This is a genomic window from Thioalkalivibrio sp. AKL10, assembly GCF_000381845.1.
GTDB lineage: Bacteria > Pseudomonadota > Gammaproteobacteria > Ectothiorhodospirales > Ectothiorhodospiraceae > Thioalkalivibrio > Thioalkalivibrio versutus.
Map to the genome: position 1 here is coordinate 467,383 of NZ_KB907142.1, position 15,129 is coordinate 482,511.

Here is a 15,129-nt window from a genome sequence, read left to right on the forward strand (position 1 = left end):
GTCCCCTCGACAAAAGCCGCTATCTTAGCATGTGGCGCCTTCGTCGCTGACCCGGCGCGACCCTGCCGCCTTCGCGGGTTGGTTGTCGCCACCGGGTCATGCCCCGATAATGCCGCCATTATTTCGAGGAGCCCGACATGTCCAAGAAGCTGCCCGACGTCAGCAATATCGAACGCCTGGAATTGTTTGGCGAAGACTACAACCCCACCGCAACCATCGAAAACGTGGAAGGCCAGAGCCTGTCGCTGCAGATCTACTACCAGCTGGCGCTGGACTTCGGCGGCATCGGCCCCAAGGCGGCCAACTCGGGGCTGCTGATGTACGGCAGCCACGCCGATGACGCCCGCGCCAACCCCGGCAAGCACCCGAACATCGATCGTCTGATCGACGTGCTGAACAACGACTTCTACCTGTCGGTGAAGGCCGTCCCCAAACGCAGCAACCAGGCCGGGTAAACCGGAGCGGCGTCCGACTCAAACCCGGTTGGCGTGGATCAGGCGCCAGCCCCGGGTCGGGTGCCGGTGCAGGCGGGTGCGGCTGGCATAGTCGCATTCCAACTGGAACAGCCGCGCGTCCGGCACCCCCATCACCCAGCCCACCAGGGCGCGGATCACCCCGGCGTGTACGACCAGCAGCACGCGCTCGGCCTCCAGGGGCCGCAACGCCACCTCGAAGCCGGTCTCCACCCGCCGCCGAAAGTCCGCCAGCGGCTCGGCCCCTGCCGGCCGCGCGTGGACTGGGTCGGCGTAGAAGGCGCGGTACTCCTCCGGCCGGTCACGCTGAAGCTCAACCCGGGTCCGCCCCTCCCAGTCGCCGAAGCCCACCTCGCGCAGATCCGGCGCCAGGGACAGCGGTAAATCCTGTCCGGCGGCGAAGCGTTCAGCGAAGGCGCGGCAACGCTGCATCGGCGAACTGACCACGTACTGCCAGCCGGCCTCGCCTTTCACCGCCTGCTCCATCTGGGCCCACCCGCGCGGGCTCAGCGGATCGTCGCAGCCATGACCGCGATAGCGCTGACCGCCCTCCGGCTCCCCGTGGCGCAACAGATCCACAATCATGCCGTCACCGCCTGCAATTCCCGCCGCAGGCGCGTCCAGTCGAAGCAGGGCCCGGGGTCCGTCTTGCGCCCCGGCGCGATGTCGCTGTGACCCACCAGCCCATCCGCGCCAATACCGGGGTAGCGCGCCCGAAGCCAGCCCACCAACCGCGCCAGTTCGGCGTACTGCGCCGGGGTGAACGGATCCTCGTCGGTCCCCTCGAGTTCGATCCCGATGGAGAAATCGTTGCAGCGCTCGCGTCCGCACCACTGCGACGCCCCTGCATGCCAGGCACGGCGGGAGAACGGCACGAACTGGGTGGCCCACCCGTCGCGGTTAATCAGCACATGCGCGGAGACATGCAACGCCGCGATCTCGGCAAAGTAGGGATGGGCCTGCGGATCCAGCCGGTTCTGGAAGAGCTCGGCGATATGCGGTCCGCCGAACTCGCCGGGCGGAAGACTGATCGCATGCACCACAATCAACTCCGGGTCCTGTCCCGGCGGGCGGGCATCCTGGTTCGGGCTTTCCACCACGCGCGCGGGCGGCCACCAGTCGATGTCGCTCGAGGTCATGGTGCCTCCTCGGGTGGGCGCGCGAGGCAGGCGGTCAGCGCCTCGCGCAGCAGGGGCAACCGGGGCGGGGCCTCCAGGCGACCGTGGTAGGCGCCCGCCTGGAACACGAACAGCGCCGGCAGATGGAAGACCTCGAATTCGCGCACCAGGGCGGTATCCGTCTCGGCGTCCACCACGAACAAGGCAGGCGCATCCGCGGCCGCCTGCCACTCCGCCAGGACCCGCCCCATCACCTTGCAGGCGCCACAGCCCTGGCGCGTGAACAGAATCACCGCCGAGCCCAGCACATCCATCAGGCGCTGATGAAAATCAAACTGGGTCAGACGCGGGAGCGACCCGTCCGTCCCGGCCGCGGCTGCAGTGCCCGACACATCGGTCAATGGCTTACCCTCACCGTTACTGTCTTTATGAATGCTGGATCGTGGGTTAGTTTACGCGCCCCGCTGAGAAGGAATCGATCACCCCGGTGTCTGAACTGAATCCTCAACAACAGGCCGCCGTGACCACCACGGACCACCCACTGCTGGTGCTGGCCGGAGCGGGGTCGGGCAAGACGCGCGTGATCACCGAGAAGATCGCGCACTTGATCGAGCAGCGCGGGCTCGAGGCGCGCCGCATTGTTGCCATCACCTTCACCAACAAGGCGGCGCGCGAGATGCGCGAGCGCGTGCAGGGCCGCCTGGCGCGCGAGCAGGCACGCGGGCTTAGCGTCTCCACCTTTCACACCTTCGGGCTCAATTTCCTGCGCCGTGAACTGCAGGCGGCCGGGCTGCGTGCCGGCTTCTCCATCCTCGACCCGGGCGACTGCCGGCAGTTGCTGCGCGAGATCACCTACCGCGACGACACCGGCTCCGAGGTGGACGCACTGGTCGGCCACATCAGCCGCTGGAAGAACGACCTGATGACGCCGGCGGAGGCGCTGCACGAGGCGAGTCAGATGACCGATGCCCCGGAGGCCATCGCCGCCGCCAACCTCTACCCACGCTACGAGGACGCCCTGCGCGCCTACAACGCGGTGGACTTCGACGACCTCATCAAGCGCCCGGTGGACTGCCTGCGCGATGATCCGGAGCTGCGTAACCGCTGGCAGGACCGCATCCGCCACCTGCTGGTCGACGAGTACCAGGACACCAACTCCGCGCAGTACCAACTGGTGCGCCTGCTGGTTGGCGTCAGTGATGGACTGACGGTGGTGGGTGACGACGACCAGTCGATCTACGCCTGGCGCGGCGCGCGCCCGGAAAACCTCGTGCGCCTGCAGGACGATTTCCCGCGCCTGGAGGTGATCAAGCTGGAGCAGAACTACCGCTCCACCAACCGCATCCTGCACACCGCGAACGCGCTGATCGCGAACAACCCGCACGTGTTCGAGAAGCGCTTGTGGAGCGCGCTGGGCGAGGGCGAAAAGATCGAGGTCATCGGCTGCTCCGACGCCGACACCGAGGCGGCGCGCGTGGTCTCCGAGCTGATGCGCCGGCGTTTCCGTCTCAACGCGGGCTGGGGGGATTTCGCGATCCTCTACCGCAGCAACCACCAGTCCAGGCTGTTCGAGAAGCTCCTGCGCGAGCAGGGTATCCCCTACCGCCTGAGCGGCGGCCAGTCGTTCTTCGAGAAGGCCGAGATCAAGGACCTGGTTGCCTACCTGCGCCTGCTCGCCAACCCGGACGACAACACCGCGTTCCTGCGCGTGGTCAACGTCCCGCGCCGCGAGATCGGGCCAGCCACCCTGGAAAAGCTCGGCCACTACGCCAACCAGCGCGGCACCTCCCTGTTGCAGGCCGCGCGCGGCGCCGGTCTTTCCGAATACATGGATGCCCGCGCCCAGGCCCGGCTGGAGCGCTTTACTGACTGGATTGACGGCTTTCAGCGCCGCGGCGCGGAAGAGTCCCCGGACGTCCTGCTACGCGCCCTGGTCGAGGACATCGACTACGAATCCTGGCTGTTGGAGAACAGCCCCAACCCGCGCGCAGCGACCCGGCGCATGGACAACGTGCGCGAATTCATCGACTGGGTCGGGCGCATGGGCGGAGCGAACACCACGGCCGAATACGGTGATGACGAGGCCGAGGACACCCGCAGCATGGGTCTTGCCGACATCGTCAATCGCATCAGCCTGATGGACATCCTCGACCGCAACCGGGATTCCCAGGACGGCAACGAGTCGGTACAGCTGCTGACCCTGCACACCGCCAAGGGCCTGGAGTTTCCGCATGTCTGCCTGGTCGGCTTCGAGGAGGAACTGCTGCCACACCGCGTCAGCGTCGAAGACGACTCCATCGAGGAGGAGCGCCGGCTGGCCTATGTCGGCCTGACCCGCGCCCAGCAAACCCTGCTGATCACCTACGCCCAAAGCCGAAGCCGCTACGGCGAAAGCCTCGATTGCGAGCCCTCGCGCTTTCTCGACGAACTCCCCGGGGAGCATCTCGACTGGCCCGACGCCAAGCCGCCGGACCCCGAGACCCAGCAGCTCACCGCCCGCGCCCACCTCGCCGGCCTGAAGGCCATGCTCGAAAAATAGGGATGAGGCTCGTCAGCTGGAACTGCAACGGGGCGTTGCGCAACAAGCTCGATGCAATCAGCAGACTGGATGCCGATGTACTCGTCGTTCAGGAATGCGAGGATCCCGCTCACTCGACTCCGGCCTTCCACCAGTGGGCCGGCAATTACCTCTGGGCCGGCGAATCACGGCACAAAGGCATCGGAATATTTCCGCGAAATGGCCATTCGGTTCGTGCCCTGCACTGGTCCGGAAACTTTCAGCTGCCCGGGCTTTCCGGGACCAGCCCGGCCCTCGAATGGGCCACGAACGATCTGAAACTATTTCTGCCGTTCGTGCTGGACGAGAATCAGGTCTTCATCGCTGTCTGGACCAAGGGCAGCAACCAGCAGGCCTTTCGGTACATCGGACAATTCTGGAAATATCTCCAGATCCACCGCGAACAAATCCGTCAGCATCAGGCGGTCATCGTTGGCGACTTCAACAGCAACACGGTCTGGGATCGCCCCGACCAATGGTGGAATCACACCGACGTCGTGTCCGAACTCGAGGCAATCGGGCTGCGAAGCCTTTACCACCACCAGTTCGACGAATCACAGGGCGGCGAGTCCCAGGCCACGTTCTATCTCCAGCGAAACGCGAACAAGCCTTATCACATTGACTACGCCTTCGTACCCCACGACCAGCTGGCACAGAGCGCGATCGAAATTGGCTACCCGACCGATTACTGGCTGAAAGTCAGCGACCACATGCCCCTGCTTTTAACCTGGCAGGACATGATCACGAAGGCTTCAGCAGCTTCAGGCCGACGCGGGTGATGCGGGCGCCGTCCATCTCGCGGATGACCAGGCGCATCGGTCCGAGATCGACGGCATCGCCGACGACCGGTTCGGCCTGGAGCTCGCGACGCAGATAGACCTCCAGGGTTTCACCCTGGCGTTCGGGCGGGACCGGGGCGCCATAGGCCATGCCGACTGCGCCGAGCTGGGCGTCGCCGTTGAGCGCAAATTCGCCGAACACGCTGCGCTCGGTGAGGCGTTCCGGCACCTCGTCCTTGGGCACGAACAGGCGGTCGAGGTCATGCAGATCCGCGGGCGTGACCATGATGTAGAGATGGTCGCCGGCGTGCAGATCCAGCAGCTCCAGGGTCTCCAGCAATTTGCCCTTGCGCAGATGCGCCACCACCCGTGCGCTGCCCGGCAAGCGGAAGTTCGACCAGGCCTCGCGCACCACCGGGGTGGTCTCCGCCAGACGGTAGCCGACCAGCTCCATCTCCTGCTGCCCCGGGATGTCGAGCTCGGTGCGCTGCACCCGCGCGGTGGTGGGGGGCAACTCCAGCCCCAGCCAGCGTGCCGAGGTGGCGACGGTCCAGCCCTGCACCAGTAGCGAGATCAGCACGACGAAGAACACCACGTGGAAGAAGTAGCCAGCCAGTTCCAGCCCGGCCAGCAAGGGGAACAGCGCGAGGATAATCGGCACCGCCCCGCGCAGACCGACCCAGGAGATGAACACCTGCTCGCGCCAGGGAAAGCGGAATGGGTAGAGGCAAATCCACACCGCCAGCGGCCGCGCGATCAGGATCAGCACGGCGGCGACCAGGCCGGCGTCCAGCGCCACCGGCGGGAGCTCGGACGGGGCGACGATCATGCCCAGCATCAGGAACATGCCGATCTGCGCCAGCGAGGCGATGCCGTCGTGGAAGCGCTTGATGTTCTGCGAGGCCTCCAGCGGTCGGTTGCCGAGCAGCAGCCCCGCCAGGTACACGGCGAGGAACCCGGAACCGCCGACCAGCCCGGTGAGCCCGAAGATGGCCAGTGCCCCGGCCATGGCAAACAGCGGATAAAGCCCGGCCGCCATCGGGACCCGGTTGATCAGCGCGAGCAGGGCAAAGCCGCCACCCACCCCGAGCAACGCGCCCAGGCCCATCTGCTGGATGAACTCGACCAGCACCACCAGGCCGAACTGCTGTTCCGGCAGCAGCAGCAGTTCGATCAGCACAATGGTCAGGAAGATCGCCATCGGGTCGTTGGAGCCGGACTCGATCTCGAGCGTGGCGCCGACACGGCTCTTCAGCTCCAGCCCGCGCGAGCGCAGCAGGGAGAACACCGCCGCAGCATCGGTAGACCCGACAATCGCCCCGAGCAGCAGCCCCTCCAGCCAGGACAGTCCCAGCCACCACACGGCGAACGCCCCGGTCAGCCCCGAGGTGACGATGACCCCGAGTGTGGCCAGCCCCAGCGCCGGCTTCAGCCCGATGCGGAAATTGCGCGCCGGTGTGCGCATCCCGCCGTCGAACAGGATGATCGCCAGCGCCGCCGAGCCGATCAGATAGGCAACGGTGATATTCTCGAACACCAGACCGCCCGGGCCTTCCGGGCCCAGCAGCATCCCGATGACCAGGAACACCAGCAACAGGGGCACACCCAGCCGCGAGGTGATCACGCTCGAAAGGATGCTCCCCAGCAGCACGATCGCGGCCAGGAAGATGATCTGGTTGGAGAGGTCCATGCGCCAATCATACCGGAACACCCCCGCATCCCGACGGCGCTCCACCCGCTGGAGAGAGGCTGGCCTGCTGGCCACGGCACTCCTGTGCGTGGCGGTCGCCAGCCCAACCAGCCTGGCCGGTAGCGGCGTCGATGCCTTGCACTTCGAATTCGAGAACGACCTGTTCGGGGGCGAGGATCGCTACTACACCAACGGGGTTCGCATCGGCTGGACGCGCAGCGAGGAACGCGTGCCACCGTGGCTGCGGACTGTGGCGGACAGCCTGCCGTTCTTCCTCCGTCGCGAGGAGCCCGAACGCCTGAAGGCGGCGATCCACCTGGGTCAGAACATGTACACCCCGGAGGATATCGAGCGCACGACGCCGGACCCGGATGATCGCCCCTACGCCGGCTGGCTGTACCTGAATTTCAGCATGGCCGCGGAACACGACAACCGCCTGGACCGCCTGCAGGTCACGCTGGGCACGGTCGGCCCGGCCTCCCTGGCCGAACGCACCCAGAGGGAGGTCCACAGCTGGTCCAGCGCACCGGAGCCAAAAGGATGGGATCACCAGATCGGCAATGAACCGACGCTGATGCTGGCCTACGAACGCCAGCTGCGGGGCCGGTCACACCGCACGCCAAACGGCTGGGGCGCCGACCTGACCCCGCACTGGGGCGCGGCCGCCGGAACCCCCTTCACCTTCGCGAATGCCGGCGCCATCGTGCGCGCGGGGCGCAACCTGCCGGGCGATTACGGCCCGCCCCGAATCCGCCCGGCCCTGTCCGGCACCCACACCTTCGAGACCACCGCGCGCGTCGGCGGCTATGCGTTTGCCGGTATCGACACGCGGCTGATGCTCTACGACCTGTTCCTGGACGGCCCGGTCTTTCGTGACGGGCCATCGGTGGACAAGCACCCCGTGGTGGGCGAACTCACCGCCGGGGTCGTGTTTCATGTAGGCGGGTTGCGCCTGGGCTACACCCATGTCTGGCGCTCGCGCGAATTCAGCGGGCAGGCCAAGGGCGCCGCCGAGTTCGGCTCGCTGCACGCCACCTGGCAGTTCTGAACACGGGGATTCAGAACACCGCGGCCTCGACATCCGGGTACGTGGTAGCCACCGAGCGGTCGATCTTGTCGTCGAAGCCGGGGTAGTGATCGATCAGGTCACCCATGCGCTCGCGCACCAGCGGCACGGTCTCGAAGTCGGCCAGCCCCTGTTCCACACCTTCCTCGATCCCCTCCCAAAGCGTGACCAGATAACGCTGCAGCCGGGCCAGCGTCTGCGCATCCTCCAGCCGACCGTGGCCGGGTACGACCACCGCCGGCTCCAGCGCGATCAGCTCGTCCAGCAGGTCGATCCATTGCGCGACATCGCCATCCCAGACCGACGGCGCACGATCGCTGTAGACCACGTCCCCGGCCAGCAGGACCCGCGTCTGCGGCAGCCAGATGCTCAGATCGCCCGGCGAATGGGCACCCCCGGAGGGAAGAATCACCACCTCGGTGCCGCCAAGGTCACGGGTGATACGCTCGTCCACCGCAACATTCGGCAACAGCGGCGTGGTGTCACCGGTCGCGCCCTCGGTCATCTCGCGGAAATTCTCGACCCAGCCTTCGGCCTCCGTCTCCATACGCGCGGTCGCGGCGGAACCGGCCATGATCTCCGGGTCGGAATCGGCGAAGGCGTGGTTGCCCAGCCAGTGATCCCCGTGGCTGTGGCTGTTCACGATCCAGCGCACCGGCTGATCGGTGACCTCGGCGATCGCCTCGCGCAGCGCCACACCCATGGTCTCGGAGGAACCCGTGTCGAACACCAGCACCCCGTCGTCGGTCACCACAAACGCCATGTTCGCGTTCCAGCCGAGGTTCTCGCGACTGGGGAGATCCCGCGCCGGCGTCATCACCGCATAGACGCCCGGCGCCACCGCCTCGGGCGTCATCGCGTAGTCCTCGGGCGCGGCCGCGTCCGACTCCCCCGCGATGGAGGCCTGCGGTAGCACAACCGCCGAGACTACCAGCGCCAGCACACCCAACCCGGTCCATCTACTCATGATTCACTCCCTCTACCGGCAACAATGCCACTCAAACCCAATTCATAGACTGCACCCGATCACGGAAGTGCCGCCCCGAGCAAGCGTGGACCGGCAGCCGACCGTACTGCGGACGCGGATGCGTTAGCATTCCGGAGACCCCCCTGCACGGAGCCTTTTGTGCGCCGAATCTCCCGCACCTTCCTGACCGGCCTGGCCGCGATCCTCCCGGCCGCGATCACGCTGGCCCTGCTGTGGTGGCTGGGCAGCACCGCCGAGGATGTCCTCGGGGGCCTGCTGCAGGCCGTCCTGCCGGATCTGCTCTACTTCCCGGGCATGGGGATCCTGGCCGGTATCGGCCTGATCTTCGGCCTCGGGGTGTTGCTGCAGGCCTATGTCGTGCGCTGGCTGTTCGACTGGCTGGAGGGCCTGATGCAGCGCATCCCGGTGATCAAGACGATCCACGGCACCGTGCGCGACGTCACCAACCTGCTCTCCGGCGACATCCATCAGCGCTTCGGGAAGGCCGTGCTCGTCACGTTTCCCGGCACCGACTTCAAACTGGTCGGCTTTGTCACCCGCGAGGATTTCGAGGGCCTGCCGGACAACCTGGGGGGGCCGGAGACGCTCGCGGTCTACATGCCCATGAGCTACCAGATCGGCGGCTACACCCTGATGCTGCCGCGCGAGCGGGTCGAGCCGCTGGACCTGCCGCTGGAGGATGCAATGCGCTACGCCCTGACCGCCGGCGTCTCCGCGCGCAAGGACAAAGGCTAAGGAGACGCTGATCAATTCGCACGTCCGCGTTGGTGCCCCATTTTTTCCGAGACAAGGCGCGGTGCGCAGTGCCGTAGTCACTCTACGGTCAAGCGGCGCAACGCAGAATCGGGGAAAATGGGGCGCCAACCCCTTGAGGGCTCGGCCGCCTTGCCTTCTGGATTCGGGCCCGCTGACGGCGTTGCGGCTCGCTTATGTAGCTCGGCTACACTTCGCTCGCCGCGCCTTGTCATCGAGCAAAATCGACTCGAGCGCGAACGTGCGAATTAATCAGCGTCTCCTTAAGGGGTAGAATCCGCCACATGACGGATCACGACACCCAGCCCCGGATACTGGTCGGCGTCAGCGGCGGCATCGCCGCCTACAAGGCCTGCGAGCTGGTGCGCGAGCTCAAGCGCGCCGGCTGCGCGGTGCGCGTGGTGATGACGGCGGGTGCCCGCGCCTTCGTGACCCCGCTGACCTTCCAGGCCCTGTCCGGCGTGCCGGTGCGCACCGAACTGCTGGATGCCGAGGCCGAATCCGGCATGGACCATATCGCCCTGGCGCGCTGGGCCGATCGCATCGTGGTCGCCCCCGCGAGTGCCAACCTGATTGCCCGCTACGCCCAGGGCCTGGCGGACGACCTGCTGAGCACCCTGCTGCTGGCCACCACCGCGCCGGTCACCCTGGCGCCGGCGATGAACCACCGCATGTGGGCACACCCGGCCACGCAGGCCAACATTGCGGCCCTGGTCGAACGCGGCGTGACCCTGATCGGACCCGACAGCGGCGACCAGGCCTGCGGCGAGCAGGGCGAAGGCCGCCTGAGCGAGCCGGCCGCGATCGCGCGCGAGCTGCTACAGCCGGCCGACGCCCCGCTGGCGGGCCGCCAGGTGCTGATCACCGCCGGCCCCACCTTCGAACCGATCGATCCGGTGCGCTTTATCGGCAACCGCAGCTCCGGGCGCATGGGCTTCGCCCTGGCCGCGGCCGCGCGTGATGCCGGGGCACGCGTGACCCTGGTGCATGGCCCGACCGCGGAAGCCATGCCCGCTGGCGTCGAGGGCGTTGCCACCGAAACCGCCGCCGCCATGCATACAGCGGTCATGGAACGCCTGCCCGCGACCGACATCCTGATTGCAGCGGCGGCCGTGGCCGACTACCGCCCGGCCGCACCACACGCCCAGAAGATCAAAAAGTCCGACCCCACGATGAACCTGGCCCTGGAACGCACCGAGGATATCCTCGCCGACGCCGCGCGCCAGGCGGCCACGCTCCCCCGGCGCCCATTCCTGGTGGGCTTCGCCGCCGAGACCGAGCACCTGCGCGAGCACGCCGACGCCAAGCGCCGAAACAAGGGGCTCGACCTGATCGCGGCCAATCGCGTCGGTGAGGGCCTCGCCTTCGGCACCTCCGACAACGAGCTGCTGTGCCTGTGGGAGGGCGGCGAGCGCACGCTACCGAACCAGCCCAAGGCCCAACTGGCGCGCGCGCTGATCGACCTGGTCATCAAGCGCCTGAACCCACGCGAAACAGATTAGTCATTGCCAAGGAACCCCGAATGTCCGTCCCCGAGATTGACCTGAAGATCCTCGACCCACGCATGGGCGCGGACTTCCCGCTGCCCGCCCCGGCCACCGACGGCTCTGCCGGCGTGGACCTGCGGGCAATGATCGAGGCCCCGCTGACGCTGGAGCCGGGCACGGCCGAGCTGATCCCGACCGGGCTGTCGATCCACATCGAGGATCCGGGCTATGCCGGGATGATCCTTCCGCGCTCCGGGCTCGGGCACAAGCACGGCCTGGTGCTGGGGAATCTCGTGGGCCTGATCGACGCCGACTACCAGGGCCCGCTGATGGTCTCCTGCTGGAACCGGGGCGCGAGCGCCTACACACTCGAGATCGGCGAGCGCCTGGCCCAGCTCGTCATCGTCCCGGTCATCCAGCCGAAGTTCCGCGTGGTCGAGGACTTCGAGGAAACCGTCCGCGGCGCGGGCGGCTTCGGGTCTTCGGGCCGGGGCTGACCCCGGCCCGGCACCCCAACCGCATCAGGTCTCCAGCGCGGAGGCGGGCCCGAAGAACTCGTAGTTCACCCGGTCGTCCGGGATACCCAGCCCGCGCAGGTGGGCGCGCACCTGCTGCATGAAGGGCTTCGGTCCCAGGAAATAGACATCCACCTCGCGGCTGTCGGGCAGCCACTCGGCGAGCTGCTCCCGGGTCAGGAAGCCTTCCGCATGCGGCTGGTCGCCGGCACGCGGTTCGCTGTAGCAATAACGACGCGTCAGAGCGGACACCTGTTCTGCCTGACGTTCCACCCAGTCATGGAACGCATGCACGCCACCGTGTCGGGCACAGTGGAGAAAGTGCACCTCGCGACCGTCCGCCAGCGCCGCCTCGGTCATCGCCACCGCGGGCGTAATCCCGACCCCCGCGGTCACGAAGGCCACGGGGCGATCCGACGCCCGCAGCACGAAATCGCCGGCCGGCGGGAAGACATCCAGCACGTCGCCCTCCTGAACCCGGTCATGCAGGAACGTCGAGGCAACACCGCCCGGCTCGCGCTTGACGCTGATGCGCAGGCTCTTGCCGTTCGCCGCCGCCGACAGGGAATAGTTCCGCCGTACCTCCTTGCCGTCGATCATCAGGCGCAGCCCGAGGTATTGCCCTGGCTGGTGCGGCGGGACGGGCTGACCGTCCACCGGCTGCAGATAGAACGAGGTGATCTCCTCGCTCTCGGGGGACTTGCGCTCCACATGAAAGGCGCGGGCACCACGCCAGCCGCCGGGTTGCTGCTCGTGCGCGGTGTACACGCCCTCTTCGGCCTCGATCAGGATGTCGGCCAGTTGCTGATAGGCCGCGCCCCAGGCCTCCAGCACCGCATCGGTCGCGACCTCCTCGCCCAGCACCTCGCGCATGGCCTGCAACAGGCAGGTGCCGACAATCGGGTAATGCTCGGGCTGCACCTGCAACGAGACGTGCTTGTTGACGATCTGGCCCACCAGCGGGCCCAGGGCCTCCAGTTGGTCGATGTGCCGTGCGTAATTCAGGACCGCATTGGCAAGTGCCCGTGCCTGTTCGCCACTGGCCTGATGCGCCTGGTTGAACAGCGGCTGCACCTCCGGGTAGTCGCGCAGCATGATCTCGTAGAAGTGACGGGTGAGGGCTTCGCCGCCGGATTCCAGCAGCGGCACGATTTGCTGGATGATCGCCTTCTGTTCGGTCGAGAGCATGGGACACCTTCATTTGCTGTATGTGATGCGCAGCTTTATACCCGCCACGGCGTCACCGGTCAAACCATGCATATAGAATCGACCTTCAAGGAGACGCTGACCCATGGCCGCCCCGACGCACCCACAAGGCGGGGTGCTAAACTGCGCGGCTGCGAAACCCGACAACCGGACCCGCCATGGATACCCAGACGGCCCATTCCGTTGCCCACGTACTAATTGAAGCGCTGCCCTATATCCAGCGCTTCGCCGGCAAGACCATCGTGATCAAGTACGGCGGCAACGCCATGACCGAGGACCACCTGAAGGCCTCGTTCGCGCGTGACATCGTTCTGCTCAAGCAGGTCGGCGTGAATCCAGTGGTCGTGCATGGCGGCGGGCCGCAGATCGGTGAACTGCTGAAACGCCTGGGCAAGGAGACGGAATTCGTCAACGGCCTGCGCGTGACCGACCGCGAGACCATGGACGTGGTGCAGATGGTGCTCGGCGGGCTGGTGAACCAGGAGATCGTGTCGCTGATCAACCGCTTCGGCGGCCGGGCCGTCGGCCTGACCGGCAAGGACGGGCAGATGATCCGCGCGACCCCGTTGCGCGACTACGGCGCGGCCGAGGGCGAACCCAGCGTCGACCTGGGCCATGTCGGCCAGGTGGAAGGTGTGGACCCAAGCATCGTCCACACCCTGGATCAGAGCGACTTCATCCCGGTCATCGCCCCGATCGGCTTCGACCGCGACGGCAAGGCCTACAACATCAATGCCGACACCGCGGCCGAGAAGCTCGCCGTGGTGCTGGATGCGGAGAAGCTGTTCCTGCTGACCAACACCCCGGGTGTGCTCGACGGCAGCGGGGCGCTGCTACCGCGCCTGGCCGCGCCGGAGGTGGATGCCATGATCCGCGACGGCACCATCCACGGCGGCATGATTCCGAAGATCCGCTGCGCCCTGGATGCCGTGCGCAGTGGCGTGAACGCCACCCACATCGTGGACGGCCGAGTGGAACACGCGGTACTGCTGGAGCTACTGACCGACCAGGGTGTGGGGACGTTGATCAGTCGTTAACGCGGCCGTTCAGCACCAGTTGCTGAAAGTCGCGGCGGTCCAGATCCAGGCGCTCGTGGATCGCGGACAGGCGCTCACGCTGACCCCGACGATACTGGCGCTCGCGGGCAATGCGCGCGTCCAGCTCGTCCAGCTCCGCCCGGTAACGATCCGCCAGCGGGGAGTTTTCATTGACGCCGTCCAGCTGCCGGCGGATGCGCTCGCGTTCACGCAACAGGGTCTTTTCCTGGGCCTCGCTGCGCAGGACGTTGCCGCCAATCGATCGCTCGCGGCGCTCGCGCAGCTCCTCGATCTCCTCCAGCGAGGTGTAAGCCCGGCGCAACTGGTGCTCGCGCGCAACTCGATCCTGTCGCGCGCGCTGCGTCGCCTCCAGGTTGCGTTCCGCCTGCTCGCGCTCGGCCGCGGCCTGCGCCCGCTCCTCGGCGCTCATCGGGGCCGGCAGGATCTCGCGCATACGCCCCTCGGAGTCGTAGATGCGGCGTTCGCGCTGGCTGGTCTCGGGCTGCGGAGTGCTGGAATAGTGTACGGTCCCGTTATCATCCACCCAGCGGTAGATATCCGCCTGGACCGGGACCGCGAGCCCCAGCAACAACGCACCGGCCAGCGCCGGGCGAAAAACCCCTGACCGCTGCCCGTTCCACACACCCCAAATGACCATTTTCGAACACCTCGGACTCGTCTTCATCGCCATCGTGGCCAACGGGTTCTCCGCGTTGGCCGGTGGCGGGGCGGGCCTGTTGCAATTGCCCGCCCTGATTTTTCTGGGCCTTCCCTACCCCGTGGCACTGGCCACCCACAAGATCGCATCCGTGGCTCTGGGTGCCGGTGCCGGCCTGCGCCACTTCAAGAAAAGCACATTCGAGCCCACGCGCCTAGCCATTATCCTGCTGGCCGGTCTGCCTGGGGTGTTAATCGGTGCCTGGCTGGTGTTGGGGATCCCGCCGCGGGCCGGCGAAATCGCCCTGGGCCTGCTGACCATCGGCCTCGGCTGGTACTCCTGGCGCCGCCCGCAGCTCGGGCAGGTGGTGCGCGAGATCGGCTTTTCCTGGAGCCACGCCCTGATCGGCGCGGCCGGTCTGTTCCTGATCGGCATCCTGAACGGCTCGCTGGCCTCGGGCACGGGGCTGATGGTCACCCTGTGGCTGGTGCGCTGGTACGGCATGAACTATACCCAGGCGGTCGCCTACACCATGGTCCTGGTCGGCCTGGTCTGGAACGGGGCGGGCGCCCTGATGCTCGGGACGCTCGGCACGGTGCAGTGGAACTGGCTGCCGGCGCTGCTGGTGGGCAGTTTTGTTGGCGGATATCTGGGCGCCTGGGCGGCCCAGCACTACGGCAACCGCCTGGTCAAACGCGCCTTCGAGGTCGTCACCGTCCTCACCGGGATCGCCCTGCTGCTGCCCGTGCCCTGACGCCCTGCCTCACCAGGGCAATCCACCATGAAGCACACGAAGGCACGA

Annotated in this window: 16 protein-coding genes; 9 read left to right on the forward strand and 7 right to left on the reverse strand. The window is 67.0% G+C overall.

The window, feature by feature from the left end; genetic code table 11:
* The first annotated feature begins 137 nt into the window (after positions 1-137).
* A complete protein-coding gene (locus G333_RS0102280) occupies positions 138-455 on the forward strand; it encodes a DUF2322 family protein (RefSeq protein WP_018938908.1) in 318 nt (105 codons plus the stop codon).
* 18 nt (positions 456-473) lie between these two features.
* On the opposite strand, the gene G333_RS0102285 is transcribed toward G333_RS0102280, so the two are convergent.
* Genes G333_RS0102285 through G333_RS0102295 form a run of 3 tightly spaced genes read right to left on the reverse strand, consistent with a single transcriptional unit; the run spans position 474 to position 1,992 of the window.
* A complete protein-coding gene (locus G333_RS0102285; RefSeq protein ID WP_019627550.1) occupies positions 474-1,058 on the reverse strand; it encodes a histidine phosphatase family protein in 585 nt (194 codons plus the stop codon).
* Positions 1,055-1,612: a 1,6-anhydro-N-acetylmuramyl-L-alanine amidase AmpD gene (ampD, locus tag G333_RS0102290; RefSeq protein WP_018168377.1), complete on the reverse strand. Its 558-nt coding sequence runs from the start codon at positions 1,610-1,612 to the stop codon at positions 1,055-1,057. Before ampD ends, G333_RS0102285 begins: the two co-directional genes overlap by 4 nt.
* Positions 1,609-1,992, reverse strand: coding sequence for a thioredoxin family protein (locus tag G333_RS0102295; protein WP_019627551.1), 384 nt, complete (start codon positions 1,990-1,992; stop codon positions 1,609-1,611). The genes ampD and G333_RS0102295 overlap by 4 nt, the downstream gene beginning before the upstream one ends.
* Positions 1,993-2,078: 86 nt before the next feature.
* Between G333_RS0102295 and G333_RS0102300 the strand changes: the two genes are divergently transcribed.
* Entirely contained in the window at positions 2,079-4,130 is a 2,052-nt protein-coding gene (locus tag G333_RS0102300; RefSeq protein ID WP_019627552.1) for a UvrD-helicase domain-containing protein, read from the forward strand.
* Positions 4,131-4,132: 2 nt separating this feature from the next.
* On the forward strand, positions 4,133-4,927 hold the full coding sequence (locus tag G333_RS0102305) for an endonuclease/exonuclease/phosphatase family protein (protein ID WP_081624489.1): 795 nt from the start codon (positions 4,133-4,135) through the stop codon (positions 4,925-4,927).
* Here G333_RS0102305 and G333_RS0102310 read toward each other — a convergent pair.
* Positions 4,890-6,617, reverse strand: coding sequence for a potassium/proton antiporter (locus G333_RS0102310; RefSeq protein WP_026330508.1), 1,728 nt, complete (start codon positions 6,615-6,617; stop codon positions 4,890-4,892). The genes G333_RS0102305 and G333_RS0102310 overlap by 38 nt on opposite strands.
* A gap of 88 nt (positions 6,618-6,705) precedes the next feature.
* Here G333_RS0102310 and G333_RS0102315 point away from each other — a divergent pair, with 88 nt between their 5' ends.
* A complete protein-coding gene (locus tag G333_RS0102315) occupies positions 6,706-7,665 on the forward strand; it encodes a lipid A deacylase LpxR family protein (RefSeq protein WP_019627554.1) in 960 nt (319 codons plus the stop codon).
* Between the two features lie 10 nt (positions 7,666-7,675).
* On the opposite strand, the gene G333_RS0102320 is transcribed toward G333_RS0102315, so the two are convergent.
* On the reverse strand, positions 7,676-8,650 hold the full coding sequence (locus tag G333_RS0102320) for an MBL fold metallo-hydrolase (RefSeq protein ID WP_026340859.1): 975 nt from the start codon (positions 8,648-8,650) through the stop codon (positions 7,676-7,678).
* 159 nt (positions 8,651-8,809) lie between these two features.
* Between G333_RS0102320 and G333_RS0102325 the strand changes: the two genes are divergently transcribed.
* The 3 genes from G333_RS0102325 to dut all read left to right on the forward strand — a co-directional run bounded on the left by G333_RS0102325 (position 8,810) and on the right by dut (position 11,408).
* Positions 8,810-9,406: a DUF502 domain-containing protein gene (locus G333_RS0102325; RefSeq protein ID WP_019627556.1), complete on the forward strand. Its 597-nt coding sequence runs from the start codon at positions 8,810-8,812 to the stop codon at positions 9,404-9,406.
* Positions 9,407-9,708: 302 nt separating this feature from the next.
* On the forward strand, positions 9,709-10,926 hold the full coding sequence (coaBC, locus tag G333_RS0102330) for a bifunctional phosphopantothenoylcysteine decarboxylase/phosphopantothenate--cysteine ligase CoaBC (RefSeq protein WP_019627557.1): 1,218 nt from the start codon (positions 9,709-9,711) through the stop codon (positions 10,924-10,926).
* A 20-nt stretch (positions 10,927-10,946) separates the two neighbouring features.
* Complete coding sequence (gene dut / locus G333_RS0102335) at positions 10,947-11,408, forward strand: dUTP diphosphatase (RefSeq protein ID WP_018951826.1); 462 nt, start codon at positions 10,947-10,949, stop codon at positions 11,406-11,408.
* 24 nt (positions 11,409-11,432) lie between these two features.
* On the opposite strand, the gene hmpA is transcribed toward dut, so the two are convergent.
* The gene (hmpA, locus tag G333_RS0102340) at positions 11,433-12,614 is read right to left on the reverse strand and encodes an NO-inducible flavohemoprotein (protein WP_019627558.1); all 1,182 of its coding nucleotides are present in this window, start codon (positions 12,612-12,614) and stop codon (positions 11,433-11,435) included.
* Positions 12,615-12,790: 176 nt separating this feature from the next.
* Between hmpA and argB the strand changes: the two genes are divergently transcribed.
* Positions 12,791-13,669 (forward strand): acetylglutamate kinase, encoded by an 879-nt coding sequence (gene argB / locus G333_RS0102345; protein WP_018168391.1) that lies wholly within the window; start codon positions 12,791-12,793, stop codon positions 13,667-13,669.
* Here the strand turns inward: argB and G333_RS0102350 are convergent.
* Complete coding sequence (locus G333_RS0102350) at positions 13,659-14,327, reverse strand: DUF4124 domain-containing protein (protein WP_018951828.1); 669 nt, start codon at positions 14,325-14,327, stop codon at positions 13,659-13,661. The genes argB and G333_RS0102350 overlap by 11 nt on opposite strands.
* Between G333_RS0102350 and G333_RS0102355 the strand changes: the two genes are divergently transcribed.
* On the forward strand, positions 14,320-15,081 hold the full coding sequence (locus G333_RS0102355; protein WP_019568856.1) for a sulfite exporter TauE/SafE family protein: 762 nt from the start codon (positions 14,320-14,322) through the stop codon (positions 15,079-15,081). The genes G333_RS0102350 and G333_RS0102355 overlap by 8 nt on opposite strands.
* The last annotated feature ends 48 nt before the right edge of the window (positions 15,082-15,129 follow it).